The sequence below is a fragment of the Corynebacterium sp. CTNIH16 genome (assembly GCF_032821655.1).
Classification (GTDB): Bacteria; Actinomycetota; Actinomycetes; order Mycobacteriales; family Mycobacteriaceae; genus Corynebacterium; species Corynebacterium marquesiae.
The window spans coordinates 36,455-49,816 of record NZ_JAVBIG010000012.1; the positions used below are offsets into that span (position 1 = coordinate 36,455).

Annotated in this window: 12 protein-coding genes and 1 riboswitch; of the genes, 3 read left to right on the top strand and 9 right to left on the bottom strand. The window is 59.6% G+C overall.

What is annotated here, in order from left to right:
- Nucleotides 1-35: 35 nt before the first annotated feature.
- The 3 genes from RAE04_RS10130 to gndA form a co-directional block, all read right to left on the bottom strand.
- Nucleotides 36-884 carry a 3-methyladenine DNA glycosylase gene (locus RAE04_RS10130; RefSeq protein WP_317027276.1) on the bottom strand — a complete coding sequence of 283 codons (849 nt, stop codon included), beginning with the start codon at nt 882-884 and terminating at the stop codon, nt 36-38.
- A gap of 19 nt (nt 885-903) precedes the next feature.
- On the bottom strand, nt 904-2,202 hold the full coding sequence (locus RAE04_RS10135) for a DEAD/DEAH box helicase (protein WP_317027277.1): 1,299 nt from the start codon (nt 2,200-2,202) through the stop codon (nt 904-906).
- Nucleotides 2,203-2,309: 107 nt separating this feature from the next.
- Nucleotides 2,310-3,761: an NADP-dependent phosphogluconate dehydrogenase gene (gene gndA, locus RAE04_RS10140; RefSeq protein ID WP_005324746.1), complete on the bottom strand. Its 1,452-nt coding sequence runs from the start codon at nt 3,759-3,761 to the stop codon at nt 2,310-2,312.
- 59 nt (nt 3,762-3,820) lie between these two features.
- On the opposite strand from gndA, the gene RAE04_RS10145 reads away from it, so the two are divergent.
- The gene (locus tag RAE04_RS10145) at nt 3,821-4,267 is read left to right on the top strand and encodes a PaaI family thioesterase (RefSeq protein ID WP_005324747.1); all 447 of its coding nucleotides are present in this window, start codon (nt 3,821-3,823) and stop codon (nt 4,265-4,267) included.
- Here the strand turns inward: RAE04_RS10145 and RAE04_RS10150 are convergent.
- Both RAE04_RS10150 and RAE04_RS10155 read right to left on the bottom strand, forming a co-directional pair.
- Nucleotides 4,264-5,430 carry a saccharopine dehydrogenase family protein gene (locus tag RAE04_RS10150; protein ID WP_317027278.1) on the bottom strand — a complete coding sequence of 389 codons (1,167 nt, stop codon included), beginning with the start codon at nt 5,428-5,430 and terminating at the stop codon, nt 4,264-4,266. The genes RAE04_RS10145 and RAE04_RS10150 overlap by 4 nt on opposite strands.
- Nucleotides 5,431-5,453: 23 nt before the next feature.
- Nucleotides 5,454-6,527 carry a magnesium and cobalt transport protein CorA gene (locus RAE04_RS10155; RefSeq protein ID WP_239274276.1) on the bottom strand — a complete coding sequence of 358 codons (1,074 nt, stop codon included), beginning with the start codon at nt 6,525-6,527 and terminating at the stop codon, nt 5,454-5,456.
- Nucleotides 6,528-6,635: 108 nt separating this feature from the next.
- Between RAE04_RS10155 and RAE04_RS10160 the strand changes: the two genes are divergently transcribed.
- Nucleotides 6,636-7,238: a class I SAM-dependent methyltransferase gene (locus RAE04_RS10160; RefSeq protein ID WP_198493029.1), complete on the top strand. Its 603-nt coding sequence runs from the start codon at nt 6,636-6,638 to the stop codon at nt 7,236-7,238.
- Here the strand turns inward: RAE04_RS10160 and RAE04_RS10165 are convergent.
- The 4 genes from RAE04_RS10165 to RAE04_RS10180 all read right to left on the bottom strand — a co-directional run bounded on the left by RAE04_RS10165 (nt 7,235) and on the right by RAE04_RS10180 (nt 11,794).
- Nucleotides 7,235-8,770 carry a bifunctional hydroxymethylpyrimidine kinase/phosphomethylpyrimidine kinase gene (locus RAE04_RS10165; protein WP_317027279.1) on the bottom strand — a complete coding sequence of 512 codons (1,536 nt, stop codon included), beginning with the start codon at nt 8,768-8,770 and terminating at the stop codon, nt 7,235-7,237. The two genes, RAE04_RS10160 and RAE04_RS10165, sit on opposite strands and share 4 nt — an antisense overlap.
- Nucleotides 8,763-9,392 carry a thiamine phosphate synthase gene (thiE, locus tag RAE04_RS10170; protein WP_317027280.1) on the bottom strand — a complete coding sequence of 210 codons (630 nt, stop codon included), beginning with the start codon at nt 9,390-9,392 and terminating at the stop codon, nt 8,763-8,765. The genes RAE04_RS10165 and thiE overlap by 8 nt, the downstream gene beginning before the upstream one ends.
- The gene (gene thiM / locus RAE04_RS10175; protein ID WP_317027281.1) at nt 9,393-10,205 is read right to left on the bottom strand and encodes a hydroxyethylthiazole kinase; all 813 of its coding nucleotides are present in this window, start codon (nt 10,203-10,205) and stop codon (nt 9,393-9,395) included.
- Nucleotides 10,193-10,290, bottom strand: a riboswitch (TPP riboswitch). It overlaps the preceding gene by 13 nt.
- 160 nt (nt 10,291-10,450) lie before the next feature.
- Complete coding sequence (locus RAE04_RS10180; protein WP_005324756.1) at nt 10,451-11,794, bottom strand: NAD(P)/FAD-dependent oxidoreductase; 1,344 nt, start codon at nt 11,792-11,794, stop codon at nt 10,451-10,453.
- A 233-nt stretch (nt 11,795-12,027) separates the two neighbouring features.
- Here RAE04_RS10180 and RAE04_RS10185 point away from each other — a divergent pair, with 233 nt between their 5' ends.
- Entirely contained in the window at nt 12,028-13,341 is a 1,314-nt protein-coding gene (locus RAE04_RS10185; protein WP_317027282.1) for a class I SAM-dependent methyltransferase, read from the top strand.
- Nucleotides 13,342-13,362 lie beyond the last annotated feature (21 nt).

A 13,362-nucleotide genomic window follows, 5' to 3' on the forward strand; every position in this document is an offset into this window, starting at 1 on the left:
ATTTTCCTCCCAAGCAAACTGCCGTTGTTAGTGGCTCATTCTAGCGGGGCAAGTGCCTGATCTATCACAGCGACAAGCCGGTCTCGCAGCGGCTTGGCTTTCTGTGCCAAGGTTCTCTGGCGAGAGACGTACTCGGCCTTGCCCTCAGGGGTTTCGATAGGCACGACGCCAAGTCCCCAATCACGGCAGTCATAAGGAGATGCCTCCATGTCAAGGATGCGTGCTTCAATCGCCAGATCCAGGCACTCAAGGAAAAGTTTGCCTGGAACTAGTGGTCCCAGCTTCCAGGCCCACTTATATAAATCCATTGTGACGTGTACGCAGCCTGCCTGGTCATTGTCGGGCTGATCTTCACGATGCAGCACAGTGAGGTTAAGAGGCCGAGCGGGAGGAGTAAAAAACCGGAAGGCATCGTAGTGAGAACACTTAATTGAGTGCTCATCGACAACCCGGTTGGTGCCGTCCGCACCGAGCCGCAAGGGCAGCGAGTGACGCGGGCAATCCGTGTGGTAGACCATTGCCCATTCATGCAGACCGAAGCAGTCAAAGTGGGCTGGATTGGTGCCAGAGCGCCGGAGCAGATTGGATATATAGCGAACCGTGTCACCACGACGCTCTAGAAAGCTGGCGAGGTCAACGGTGACGCCTTCTGGGGTGGCGTGGTAATCCCGCCATTCGGCGTGCGGAGGAGCGCCTTTAAGCGCTGTTCCAACACCTGGGTGCCAACGCTTTAGGTGAGAAGGCCGCACGGGGTAGTACTCAAAGAGAAAGTCGAAAACAGGGTGGTAGCTGCCAGGATGTCGGAAGCGCCCCAAGCGGTCGGTGGCTTGCTTTTCATGTTCATGCTGTTGAGCACTCCAGTCCTCAGGGCCCAAGATACGCATGAGCGTTTACCTCCTTGTCTTAGCGGCGTCGGCGGCGGGCGACTTTGCCGCCTGAGCGGCGGCGTTGGGAATTGGACTTCTTGACAGGCTGTGCCGGCTTCTGGGGTGAGGCATGCCCTGGTGGGGGAAGGGCTGGGCCATTGGGTTTGCGAGCGCCCGTAACTTCCTTGAGTAGTGGAGAGCCTGCAGGATTGTCACGGTGAGAAATATCGTGCTCCGTAGCTGTGACTCCGGCTTTTTTAATGAGAGCGGCTACTTCTTTGCGTTGTTCATCCATGACCAAAGTGACTACGGTACCCGCAGCGCCGCCGCGTGCGGTGCGGCCGGCGCGATGGAGATAGGCTTTGTGCTCTGCGGGTGGATCGACGTGCACGACGAGTGAAACGTCTGCAATATCGATACCGCGGGCGGCAATATCGGTGGCGACCACAACTGGAATGCTGCCATCGGCGAAGCCTTCGATTGCGCGGGTACGCGCGCCTTGGCCTTTATCGCCATGCAATGGATAAGCGTTGATGCCGGAGCGACGCAATTTCTTGACCTGCCTGTCCACGCCGTGCTTAGTGCGCATGAACATGATGGTTTTGCCTTGGCGGGCAGCAATGCGCAGCACCACCTCGTTGCGGGCGGGCCGCCCGCCGACGAAAAAGAGGTGATGGGACATGGAATCCACTGCAGCTTGCACCGGGGCAGTGGAGTGGACCACTGGGGCATGGAGGAATTGCTGCACCAGTTTGTTGACGTCGCCGTCAAGCGTCGCCGAAAACAGCAAGCGCTGGCCTTGAACCGGAGTCAGGCGCAGAAGCTTGCGTACCTGGGGCAAAAAGCCCATATCGGCCATCTGGTCGGCTTCATCCAGCGCAGTGATCTGGACCGCATCCAAATGCAGATTGCCCTGGTCAATTAGATCCTGGGCACGGCCAGGGGTAGCGACAAGAACATCAACGGGGCGGGCGAGGGAGCGGATATGATGATTAATATTTACCCCACCCACGACAGCAAGCGCTCTTAAGCCCAGCGTTGCCGCAGGTTCATCAAGGCGCTGGTGAATCTGAGTAGCCAACTCGCGGGTCGGGGCGAGGATAAGCGCACGGGGATGAGCAGGCTTGGAAGCACCGATTCCGGCAAGGCGGGCGAGCATGGGCAAGCCAAAGGTATAGGTCTTGCCCGACCCGGTAGGGCCGCGGCCGAGTACGTCTTTGCCTGCAAGGGCGTCGGGAATCGCGGCTTTTTGAATAGGAAACGGTTCGGTAATGCCTTCGTTGTGCAGAACGTGTACCAGGCGCTGGGGAAGGCCGAGATCGGCAAAGGTAGTCATCGCTTTCCTATCCTATCGGCAGCGTGGCGGATCGCCGTATTCCACGAGAAAGACCTGCTTGGAACGGCGAAAGGGCCCCGAAGGGCCCCAATTGCGTCACTGCGAATCTAGTCGGTTTGAGTCAGGCTGCGGTCACCGGACCACTCAATGTGGAAGGTGCCTGGCTTGTCGGTGCGCTTGAAGGTGTGGGCGCCGAAGAAATCGCGCTGGCCCTGAATGAGAGCGGCCGGCAGACGCTCGGCTCGCAGGCTGTCGTAGTAGGAGAGGGATGACGCAAAGACCGGTGCCGGCAGTCCCAGCTGGGTAGCGGCGACGACTACGCGGCGCCATGGGTCGATGAGGTCTTCCAGCTCGCCCTTGAAGTAGGGATCGAGGATGAGGGCGGGCAAGTCCGCATTATTGTCATAGGCTGCGCGGATGCGATCCAAGAACTTGGCGCGGATGATGCAGCCGCCGCGCCAGATGGTTGCTAGATCGCGCGGGTCAACGTCCCAGCCGAATTCTTCGGACCCAGCCTTAATCTCGTCAAAGCCCTGGGAGTAGGCAATGAGCTTGGCGGCATAGAGCGCGCGGCGAACATCCTCGATGAACTCGGCCTTGTCCACGTCGAGCGCCTTGATGGTGCCGGCGGGAAGCTGGCCTTCTTGGGCGGCACTGCGCTGCGCGGTGGAGGAGGACAGCGCGCGGGCGAAGACGGATTCGGCAATACCGGTAATCGGAACGCCGAGTTCCAATCCATTGATGGCAGTCCAGCGGCCGGTGCCCTTCTGGCCGGCGGCGTCCACGATGATGTCGACCAGCGGAGCGCCAGTCTCCGGATCCTTTTGGGCCAGAACCTCGGCGGTGATTTCAATGAGGTAGGAATCAAGGTCGCCGGAATTCCATTCGCGGAATACCTCTGCGATCTCGGCCGGCTCCATGCCTGCGCCATAGCGCAGCAGCTGATAAGCCTCGCCGATGACCTGCATATCGGCATACTCGATACCATTGTGGACCATCTTGACAAAGTGGCCGGCGCCGTCCGCACCAATGTGGGTTACACACGGAGTGCCGTCCACGTTGGCAGCGATAGACTCAAGAATCGGGCCGAGGGTCTCCCACGACTCCTTGGGGCCGCCGGGCATGATGGCCGGACCGTTGAGCGCGCCTTCCTCACCACCGGAGATTCCGGCACCGACGAAGTGCTTGCCGCGGGCGGCTACGTCCTTCTCGCGGCGAATGGTGTCAGTGAACAAGGCATTGCCGCCGTCGATGATGATATCGCCATCATCCATGGCCTCGGCCAGCTGATCGATGACGGCATCGGTGGCCTTGCCAGCCTTGACCATAATGATTGCCTTGCGCGGGCGCTCCAAGGAAGCCACAAAGTCTTCGATGGTTTCCGAGGGCACGAAATTGCCTTCCTCACCGTGGGCCTCAATGAGTGCATGAGTCTTTTCAGGGCTGCGGTTATACACCGCTACGGTATTGCCGTTGCGGGCAAAGTTACGGGCCAAATTAGAGCCCATGACCGCCAATCCCACGACGCCAATCTGAGCAAGTTCATTCTTATCAGTCATGCTGCCTATCCTACGTCACTAGGCTGCGAGGCTGGCATCAATGGCTAGGCTGGTGGACTATGTCGGATACGCAGAAACTCAATGACTTGCTCCACCTCGCGCACACGCGAGTGCTCAACGCAGAAGAACTGGAGTCTCTCAATGCCTTAAACGGCGGCCTTGCAGAATTGCTAGGACTGCAGTTCACCCACGTGGGCCCGCGCGAGGCCCGTGCGAAACTGCAGGTGCTGCCGGAGCATCACCAACCTTGGGGAGTAGCCAACGGCGGGTTGTATTGCTCCATCGCAGAAACCGTGGCTTCCATTGCCAGCGTGGCGGCTGCCGACGCCCCCGCAGTCGGCGTCAATAACTCCAGCGACTTCATTCGCTCCACAGGCGAGGGCGAGTTAGAAGCCGTGGCCACGCCGGTGCAGCTAGGCGGCCGCACCCATGTGTGGAGCGTCGAGATGCGGCAAGGCCGCGAGCTTATCGCCCGCACCACCTTGCGCACTATGATTCTGCGCTAGTTCATCCGAGCGGCGGTAAAAGACATGCCGTGGGCGGAAAGCCGCTGCAGATAGGGCTTTCCAAGTCCGGTGGCAGGGGTGAGTACGCCGCCTGCGCGGCTAGTACCGGAGCGCGAATCGAGCAAGCAGAGCGCAGCCTGGCTCAGCATCATTGCGGTGACTTCATAGCCCGGGTCGCCTTGTGCCGACACGGTTGCTCGCCAGCGTTGGCCATCTTCGGTAATGCCGTGGTGGCTGACCTGGAAATGTGCGCCGCTAGGTCCGGGGGCGGGCAGGACCTTTTCCACCAGTGGGCGCAGGCGCGACTGAGTGCCATCAAAAAGTAGCTTGGTGGCGAGGGCCAGCCCATAGGCGCGGGCGCGACCGGGAAGACCGGTGCCAGCCCACCATGCTTCCTTGTAAAACAGGCGTGTGCCCCACGCGCGCCCTAGCAGAGCGTTAGAGCGGCGCACCACGCGGGTGTTGAACATGGACATGAAAAATGGTCCTACCCAGCCCACGCCGTCGACTTCTTTGATTTCGAAGTCATTCTGGAGACCGTCTAAGCGTGGCCCGGCCTTGGGATCCGGGTCTAGTGAGTAAGGATTGTGCAGGTTGCGGGCTACATCTTTATCCGCGTGCGCGGCATACGAGACCTGCAGGGAAGACTCGATGGTGCCTGGTGAGATTCCGCCTTTGAGCTTGTCGACGACCATCTGCACCCGTGCAAACGGCTTTCCTGCCGCCTGGTAGAGATTGAGCATGCCAATATCCGAAGGGACGGAATCAAAGCCGCAGGAGTGAACGATGCGCGCACCCGTGGATTGGGCGGTGGAGTGGTGGGAATCGATGCTTCGGCGAATAAAGGGAACCTCACCGCAGAGGTCAACATAATCTACGCCATGGCGCGCGCAGGCGGCAACGACGTGGCCGCCATACAGGCTGTAGGGTCCGACCACGGTGATTACTACCTTGGTATTTTCCACCATGTGCTCCACAGCGTCGGCATCATCGGCGGCGGCGATGGCGATGTCCCAGTGCTGATTGAGTTCATCGCGCAGCGCGGCTAGCACCGGTCGGTTCCGGCCGGCCAGAGTCACAGAGGGCGCGTTAATCGAGGCAAGGTAGCGCGCCACCAATTGGCCGACCAGCCCGGTAGCGCCGTAAACAGTGATATCGCTCATAGTGCACGAGCGTACCGGATGGATTAGAGCCAGTGGTTCTTTCGGAACCAAGCCCACAGGCCTACCACTACCAAGATCATAATGATAATCGCCATGGGGTAGCCCAACGCCCAGTGCAGCTCCGGCATGATGTCGAAGTTCATCCCGTAGATACCCGCCACCAGGGTAGGCGCGGCCCACATACCAACGACTGCGGAAATCGTGCGCATGTCGGAGTTCTGCTGCATGGTTACCTTGGCTACCGAGGCGTCGATAAGCGAGGTAAGACGCTCATCGAAGCTGGAGACCTGGTCCTTGACCACAAGCTCATGGTCGTTGACATCGCGCAGGTAGGAGCGCAATTGTTTGGAAATTAAATCCTTGTGGTCAGAAACCATGGACTTCAGCGCCACTGAGAGCGGGTCAATGGCATGCTTCATCTCTAGCACCTCACGCTTAAACATGTAGATGCGGTCCACATCAAACTTGAGGTTCGGGGTGAAGATTTCTTCTTCCAGCTCATCGACTTCGATGCTGATAAGGCGGGAAATCTCCGAATAGCGGTCCACCATCATATCCAGGATCTTCCAGGCCATGGCCACCGGGCCAAGCTCCACTAAGTCCTGCTCATCTTCCACGGTATAAGCCAGGTTGGGCAGCTTTGCGCCGTGGCGCACGGTGATGATGAAGTTGGAGCCCATGATCATCTGGATCTCACCGGTGGAAATGATCTGGCGCTTATCCGTGACCTCATCGTGATCGCGGTAGTTCACGGAACGCGCGACCACGAAGAGCTGATCATCGTAACGCTCGAGCTTGGGGCGCTGGTGGGCCATAACGGCGTCTTCCACGATAAGTTCATGGATGCCAAACTGGGAGGCCACTTTGGTCATTTGGGACTCGTAGGGCTCATGGAGGCCCACCCAAATAAATCCGCGGCCGTATTCCTCTATGGCTTCCAGCGCGGAGCTGGTGGAATACTCCCCGGGAAGCGCCTCGCCATCCACAAAGACGCGGCAATGTTCGATGGCGCGCTCCGGTGGTACCGCCAGGGAAGTGGGCTTACTAGGAGGCTCGGATTTCTTGCGGCCCCTAAAGGGTGAAGGTACGGATGGCATCTTTTCAGCCTCCTTTGCGCGGTAGTGCGGGTATTTTCCCAATGGGCAGGCGGCGATTTTACGCAGCGGGTAAATCTTACACCGAAGTCGGGTAATATAATCGAATCTATGCCTACGTGGAAAGAAGTAACCGAAGCTAATCCCGAGCACTCCCATAACTTTGCCCGCAAATGGAAGGTGCTTGCCGCACAGGGCAAAGACATCAATGGCGAGGCCCGGCTTATCGACGCCATGGTGGAGCGCAACTCCACCATCCTCGATGCCGGCTGTGGCACCGGCCGCGTCGGCGGCGAGCTGCTTCGCCGTGGCCACAGCGTTGTGGGCGTCGACGTAGACCCCATTCTCATCGAGCACGCTGAGCACGATTTCCCAGAGGGGCAATGGTTCGTGGGAGATCTGTGCGAGGAAGAGGTGCCAGAAGGCCCCTTTGATATCGCCGTGTCCGCGGGCAATGTCATGGGCTTTCTAGCGAAGGACGGCCGCGAACCCGCGCTGCGCAATATCTATAATTCCCTAAAACCAGGCGGTCGCCTCGTCAGCGGCTTTGGCGAGGGCCGTGGGTGGGAATTTGCTGATTTCCTCGACATGGCGCAGAAGGTGGGCTACCGAGTCGACTTCACTTTCTCCTCGTGGGACATGAAGCTCTTCTCGGAGCATTCCACCTTCCTCGTCGCCGTTCTTTCGCGCCCTGGGTCAGATTTACTGGCCTAAAAGCGCCTATCGGCTTGGTCGAAGAAGTCGACCTCATGGTGGCTGGCGGTGATATAGGCGCGCTCGGCCCGCAGGCGGGTGCGCTCATCTGCCTCGGAGAGAGCTTGTTCGACGATGTCGAGGCTAGTGCGAACCCCGTTGAGGAAGTCCTCGCCGCCATACATGGAGAGCCATGAGTGATAGGGGTGTTCGGGGGAATCAAATTCTGCGAGGTGGAGGCCTACTTCTGCATATAGCCAGTAGCAGGGCAGTACCGCCGCAGCGCCCACCACGTAGTCATCCGTGTGCGTCGAACGGATCAGGAAATCCGTATAGGCGCTAGTTACCCGGGAGGCTGCGGTCGTGATATTGCTCTCGAGCCAGCCGCGGTGCAGCTCCGCCTCCACCGCCAAGCAATCATGCGCTCCCTCAGCCCAGTGCAGTTGCTGTGCCGCTTCTGGGGCTTGGCTGGCGAGGCGAGCCAACGCCTTGGAGTAAGCATTCAGGTACTGGGCATCTTGGTCGAGGTAGAAGCCAAAGGCTCCCTCCTCCAACGCTCCCGTGCCCAAGGCCCGAATAAAGGGCAGCGCCTTGATCGCCTCCCAGTGGTCCCCGGCTAGGTTCCACAGGCGTTGTGTATGCGGGCCGGCCGCGGGAACGTGGGGCTGGTCGACATTTGCCGGTTCTACCAGGTTGCCGGATAAGTACGGCTGGGGCAGGGTAGACGCCGCCTGCATGAGACGCTGCGAGCGGTGCAGGTGGTCCACGGGCCCGTGTCCCTTGCCCACGTGAAGCGCATCCGCATGGGCAATGGCCTCGTGCAGCCACTGGGTGGACCACGTTAGAGCTGCCGCGGGGCTATCGCCGGCTCCCAGGCGGGTGGCCAGGGCAGAGGAAAGGGAACAGCCAGTGCCATGCGTATTCTTCGTGTCCACTCGGCTTGCGGCAACGCGGTGCACGGACCCATCCGCATTGACCACCGCATTATCGGCGATGTCACCATCGAGGTGCCCACCCTTGACGACGACCGCGGTATTAGCAGCCTTTGCCCACTCCTTTGCCGTGGCAATGGCCTCTTTTAGGTCGCTCGCCTCGTTCGTGTGGGTAAGGACTGCCAATTCTTTTAAGTTCGGGGTGATGAGATCCACCTGGGAGCAGAGATCGCGCACGGCCTGTTCTGCTTCCTCTTCCAGCAGGCGATCTCCGCTGGTAGCCACCATGACCGGATCAAGTACCACGGGAACATCGGCCGGCAGGCGGCGCAGGAAGGCTGCGACCTTGGCGGTAATGGCGGCGTCGGCAAGCATGCCAATCTTTACCGCATCAATCTCCACATCGTCGATGACGGAGTCTAGCTGCTCCTGCAGAAAGTTCACCGGTGGTACGTGGACGCTGCGGACACCCTGGGTGTTTTGAGCCACCAACGCCGTCACGACGCTCATGCCGTAGCCGCCTGCGGCAGAGATGGATTTCAGATCGGCTTGAATTCCTGCTCCGCCGGTAGGATCAGTACCGGCAATGGATAGTACTCGGGGATAGATGCCTTTAGCCATGGAAAGCCTCCTTAAGGTGGGCGGCGGTTGCTGCGGGGTCCTCGGCCGCCATGATGTCGCTGACTACGCAAATTCCGGCAAACTCGCTGCCCGCCAGCTCGTGCGCATTATGGGTCTTGATTCCGCCGATGGCGACGGACTCGATGCCACGCTCATGTGCGGCGTGAGCGAGTGCTGCGGCCGCAGCCGTACCCATGCCGGCTGGGGCGTTTTTCTTTGTTGCAGTCGAATGCACGGGCCCGATGCCGATGACGTCTGGGCGCGCATCGTCCGCAATAGCAGCAAGCTCCTCGTTACTGCCGATGGATAAGCCAATAAGCTGTCCCTCACCCAGCTTCTCCCGGGCCTCGCGAAAAGCCATATCATCCTGCCCAATGTGCAGGTGGCAGCCGAGCTTTGCTGCCACCTCTACGCGGTCATTGATGAATAGTGGGACATCGCCCAGTACGTCAAGCAATTCGCGTGCGGTGCGCTCGATCTGTTCATCGCTAGCTTCCTTGTCCCGGAGCTGGACAACGGTAACACCGCCGCGTATAGCCTCCTGCACGATGGGGACCACGTTGTCTCGCCCGCCAGCCAGATCTGGATCGGTGACCAGGTAGAGCGTCCAGTCAATAGCCACTTAAACCTCCTCCACATCAGTGAGCTTGACTAGGCCCTCGATGTCCGCGGTCGGAACATCGTAGAGCGCATCCAGCCAAGCAACGGCAAAGGAGCCGGGGGCGTGGTGCTTTTCGGCGGCCACGCTTCCCGCCGCACCAACGTGCGCGTGGGCGGCGATGATCGCTTCGAAAGGATCCTCCCACGCGGCCAGATATGCGGCGCAGATAGCACCAAGCGAACAGCCAGTACCGATGACGTTTTGGAGCATCGGGTGCCCTGATTCGAGGTAGACGGCACGCGTTGTAGCGCCGACGTGGACGATAAGGTCTCGCGGGCCGGAAATGGCCACGACGGCGCCGGTATCCCTGGAAAGTGCTACTGCCGAATCCAGGGCGGCTTCCACGCCATCGGTAGATTCGACGCCTCGGCCGCCCCGTCCGGTTCCTGCGAGGGCAATGATTTCTGATGCATTACCGCGAATGGCGGCTGGGCCAAGTGGCAGTACCTCGCGCATGAAGTCGGTGCGGCGGCTCAGGCCGCCGGCGCCTACCGGATCAAGTACCCAGGGGGTGTGCGCGGAGTTCGCCCCAGTGATGGCCTCGCGCATGCCGCCGTATTGCTCTGAACTGGGCGTACCGCAATTGATGAGTACGCCGCTGGCTACCTGCGCAAATTCGCGCGATTCCTCTGGCGTATCGACCATTGCCGGGCTAGCCCCGATGGCCAGCAGGGCATTGGCGGTGACGTTGCTGACTACCTTATTGGTCAAACATTGAATAAGCGGCGTCGACTCGCGCACAGCGTCGTGTGCGCGCAGAAAAGCATAATCCACAACTATCCCTTCGCTAGTTCTAACTGAGTGCAGGTTCGATGGGTATTTCTCAGCCGCACCGTGTGCGGCACCCCATGTTGCGTGTCTCAGCCTAACAAAGGTTACGGAAACTATGTGCGAAAACCAGCATCCGGGCATCCAGTTGTGGAATCGCCGGCGCTAATAAAGGGCCAGTCCCGGAAAATAAAAATCGCCGCCCGCAGCCTGCTTGCAGCAGGTGGGGCGGCGATGCGAGCGAGGAGATATTATTTCTCGTTCTTGTTAATGATATTGCGCGCGATGCGCTGCTGGGTGGTGATTTCCAGATTGCCGCGGTCGCGGGAGAGGATATTGGTTGCCCAGTTAACCAGCACGGCCAAGCGGCTGCGCAGACCAATGACGTAGGTCAGGTGCAGGCCGAGCCATGCTACCCAACCAGCAAAGCCACCGAACTCGGTCTTGCCCAGCTTAACGACGGCGTTGAAGCGCTTGACGATGGCCATGGAGCCCTTGTCGAAGTAGTCGAAGGCTTCCTTCTCATTAGCGGTAGATTCCTCATCCACCTTGGCCTGAATGAGCTTAGCGACGTGCGCGCCACCCTGGATTGCAACCTGTGCCAGACCCGGCAGGCGGTTGAGGGAGATCATGTCACCGACCATGTAGACGTTATTGTGCTCGCCCACGGTCAGGTCCTCGTTGACGGAGACGCGACCTGCGCGGTCTGCCTCGACACCAGCCTGCTCTGCAACCATCTTGCCCAGTGGGGAAGCGGCCACACCGGCGGACCAGATCTTGGTAGCACCCGTCAGGGTGGTCTCTTCCTCGGTCTTCATGTCCTTGTAGGTGACGGTGTCCGCGGTTACATCGGTCACCATGGCGTTGAGGTGAACCTGTACGCCTTCCTTTTCCAAGGTGCGCTGCGCCTTGCGGCCTAGGCGCTTGCCAAATGGTGGCAGTACCTGTGGGGCGCCATCGAGCAGGTAGATCTTGGCGGAGGTGGTGCCGTAGTTGGAGTAGACATCGTTGAGGGTACGGTTTGCCAGTTCGGCAATCTGGCCGGTGAGCTCAACGCCGGTTGGGCCAGCACCAACGATGATGAAGGTGAGAAGGCGCTCGCGCTCTGCGGGGTCGTCAGTAAGCTCAGCCTTTTCAAACGCCGAGATGATGCGGGAACGCAGCTCCAAGGCATCGTCCAAGGTCTTCATGCCAGGGGCGAACTCGGCGAAGTGGTCGTTGCCAAAGTAGGACTGACCGGAACCTGCGGCGACAACCAGGGAGTCATAAGCATAGGTGCGGGAGAACTCGTCCTGCTCGGCGGTCACCGTCTGATCCGCCAGATTGATATCAGTTACCTCAGCGTTGACGAAGTGGACGTTGTCCTGATCACGCAGCAGCTGGCGGGTGGAAGGGGCAACCTCACCGGCGGAAATCATGCCGGTAGCTACCTGATACAGCATCGGCTGGAACAGGTGGTGGTTCTTCTTATCGATGAGGGTGATTTCCACATCGGCGTTCTTCAGCTTCTGAACGGTGTTGAGACCACCGAAGCCGGCGCCAACCACGACGACGTGGTGGCGGCCACCGTTGGGGCGATAAGGGGTATCAGTCATGGATTTAATGCTACCTTCCTTAAGAAAGCTAATGTTTAGTACCCATACAGTCTAAACACTTCAAACAGAACGCGCATACTTAATGACTAATAAACTTCCGCCGCTGCGTTGCAGACTCCGTGGGAAGAACCGGCGCGGCTGCGCGGAGCGCCTAAACCGGGGTGCGCACAAAGCTGACTAAGGTTGTTCCGGATAGTGACTTCCTCCGCCCACCAAGGAGCGCACCTGGCATCATGTCTTTTACCCGCCCTGAGCACTTGAGCTCTATCGATGCAGAATCCTGGCCCAATGTGGCTACGGTTCCCGCACCTCGTTGGCCTGGAATGAAAGCCCGACGGGCAGAGGCTGAATTTGCCAAGGCCTGCGATAATGCCGGTCTAGAACTTGACCTCGAAGCCGAAGGTGGACCAGATCTCAAGGTGGGGCATGATGCTTTGTTTGAGCGCATTGCCGCTAGCGGTTGGCTGGGATTTGCGGAAAGTTATATGGCAGGAGAGTGGACCGTCACCTCCTCCTCGCAGCTGGTAAAGGTGCTCGGCCGCCTATTGGGAGCAGGCTACCTCCCCAAGGCCAAAATGCTAGGTGCTGGTAAGTCGGAGCCAGGGGAGCTGCCACTGGAATTGGTTCGGCTCTATGCCGGCGATGGATTAAGCCATGTAGGTGGGATTTTTTCCAGTGGCGTACCGACCACCATTAGGGAAACGGTGGAAAGCTATAGCCCCAAGGCCGGCCGCAAGGAGCCGAAGAGCCACTTCGTCGATGTCACGACGCTGAGTGAGCCCACGAGTGTGGACAGGGATGACCTAGGAGATGCGCAGCGCCGCGCGGCGGATTGGCTGCTTGACGTAACCCGTACCGGCGCTGGAACCCACCTGTTGGTATACCCGGCTGCCGGAATGCAGCCGGCGATGCGGGCGACTAAGCGGCGCGCTACGGTAGACGTTTTGACCAGTGATGTGGACCAAATGAGCCATATGCGCGAGGCCCTCGTACTAGAGGGGGCAGACGATTCCATCCATATCGAGCGCATTCCCGGCGTCGTCCCGAACCCCAAGCAGTGGCACGGGCACTATGACGCCATCGTCACCGTAGAAAAGGTAGAACAACTCAGCGCTAGTGAGCGCAAAGACTACATCCGCGCAGTCGATCGGTTCTTGACGCCTAATGGGCGGGCAGGAATCCAATCCATCGTGGCGACCGAGTCGATGACGGAGGCCGGTAAGGCCTCGCTTCAGGCCTTGCGAGCCTATGTGTGGCCGGGGTTGGACTATCCGCGCACCACGGAGATGCACCAGCTAGTAGATAAGAACTCCAATTTGCGCATCGTGTCCGAAACTCACGTGGGCACCCATTACTTGGAGTCCCTGCGTCAGCAGCGATCCTTTTTCGACGGGCACCTGCGAGAGGCAGCGGCCGCTGGGTTCGACCCAGTCTTCCGCCGCTTGTGGACCTTCCAATTTGCCCTCCGCGAGGCCCTTATGACGCTCGGGATGATTGACTCGGTGCAATTTGGGTTGGCCCACCGCAACCGTGGGGGACGGCGTTAGGCGGCCGGCCGTTAAGCAGGT

Bases quoted from the DNA above. Each gene is read 5' to 3' on its own strand.
- RAE04_RS10145 (WP_005324747.1), top strand. From the start codon at position 3,821: ATGTCGGATACGCAGAAACTCAATGACTTGCTCCACCTCGCGCACACG.
- RAE04_RS10185 (WP_317027282.1), top strand. From the start codon at position 12,028: ATGTCTTTTACCCGCCCTGAGCACTTGAGCTCTATCGATGCAGAATCC.
- RAE04_RS10180 (WP_005324756.1), bottom strand. From the start codon at position 11,794: ATGACTGATACCCCTTATCGCCCCAACGGTGGCCGCCACCACGTCGTC.
- RAE04_RS10155 (WP_239274276.1), bottom strand. From the start codon at position 6,527: ATGCCATCCGTACCTTCACCCTTTAGGGGCCGCAAGAAATCCGAGCCT.
- RAE04_RS10160 (WP_198493029.1), top strand. From the start codon at position 6,636: ATGCCTACGTGGAAAGAAGTAACCGAAGCTAATCCCGAGCACTCCCAT.
- RAE04_RS10150 (WP_317027278.1), bottom strand. From the start codon at position 5,430: ATGAGCGATATCACTGTTTACGGCGCTACCGGGCTGGTCGGCCAATTG.
- RAE04_RS10135 (WP_317027277.1), bottom strand. From the start codon at position 2,202: ATGACTACCTTTGCCGATCTCGGCCTTCCCCAGCGCCTGGTACACGTT.
- gndA (WP_005324746.1), bottom strand. From the start codon at position 3,761: ATGACTGATAAGAATGAACTTGCTCAGATTGGCGTCGTGGGATTGGCG.
- RAE04_RS10165 (WP_317027279.1), bottom strand. From the start codon at position 8,770: ATGGCTAAAGGCATCTATCCCCGAGTACTATCCATTGCCGGTACTGAT.
- RAE04_RS10130 (WP_317027276.1), bottom strand. From the start codon at position 884: ATGCGTATCTTGGGCCCTGAGGACTGGAGTGCTCAACAGCATGAACAT.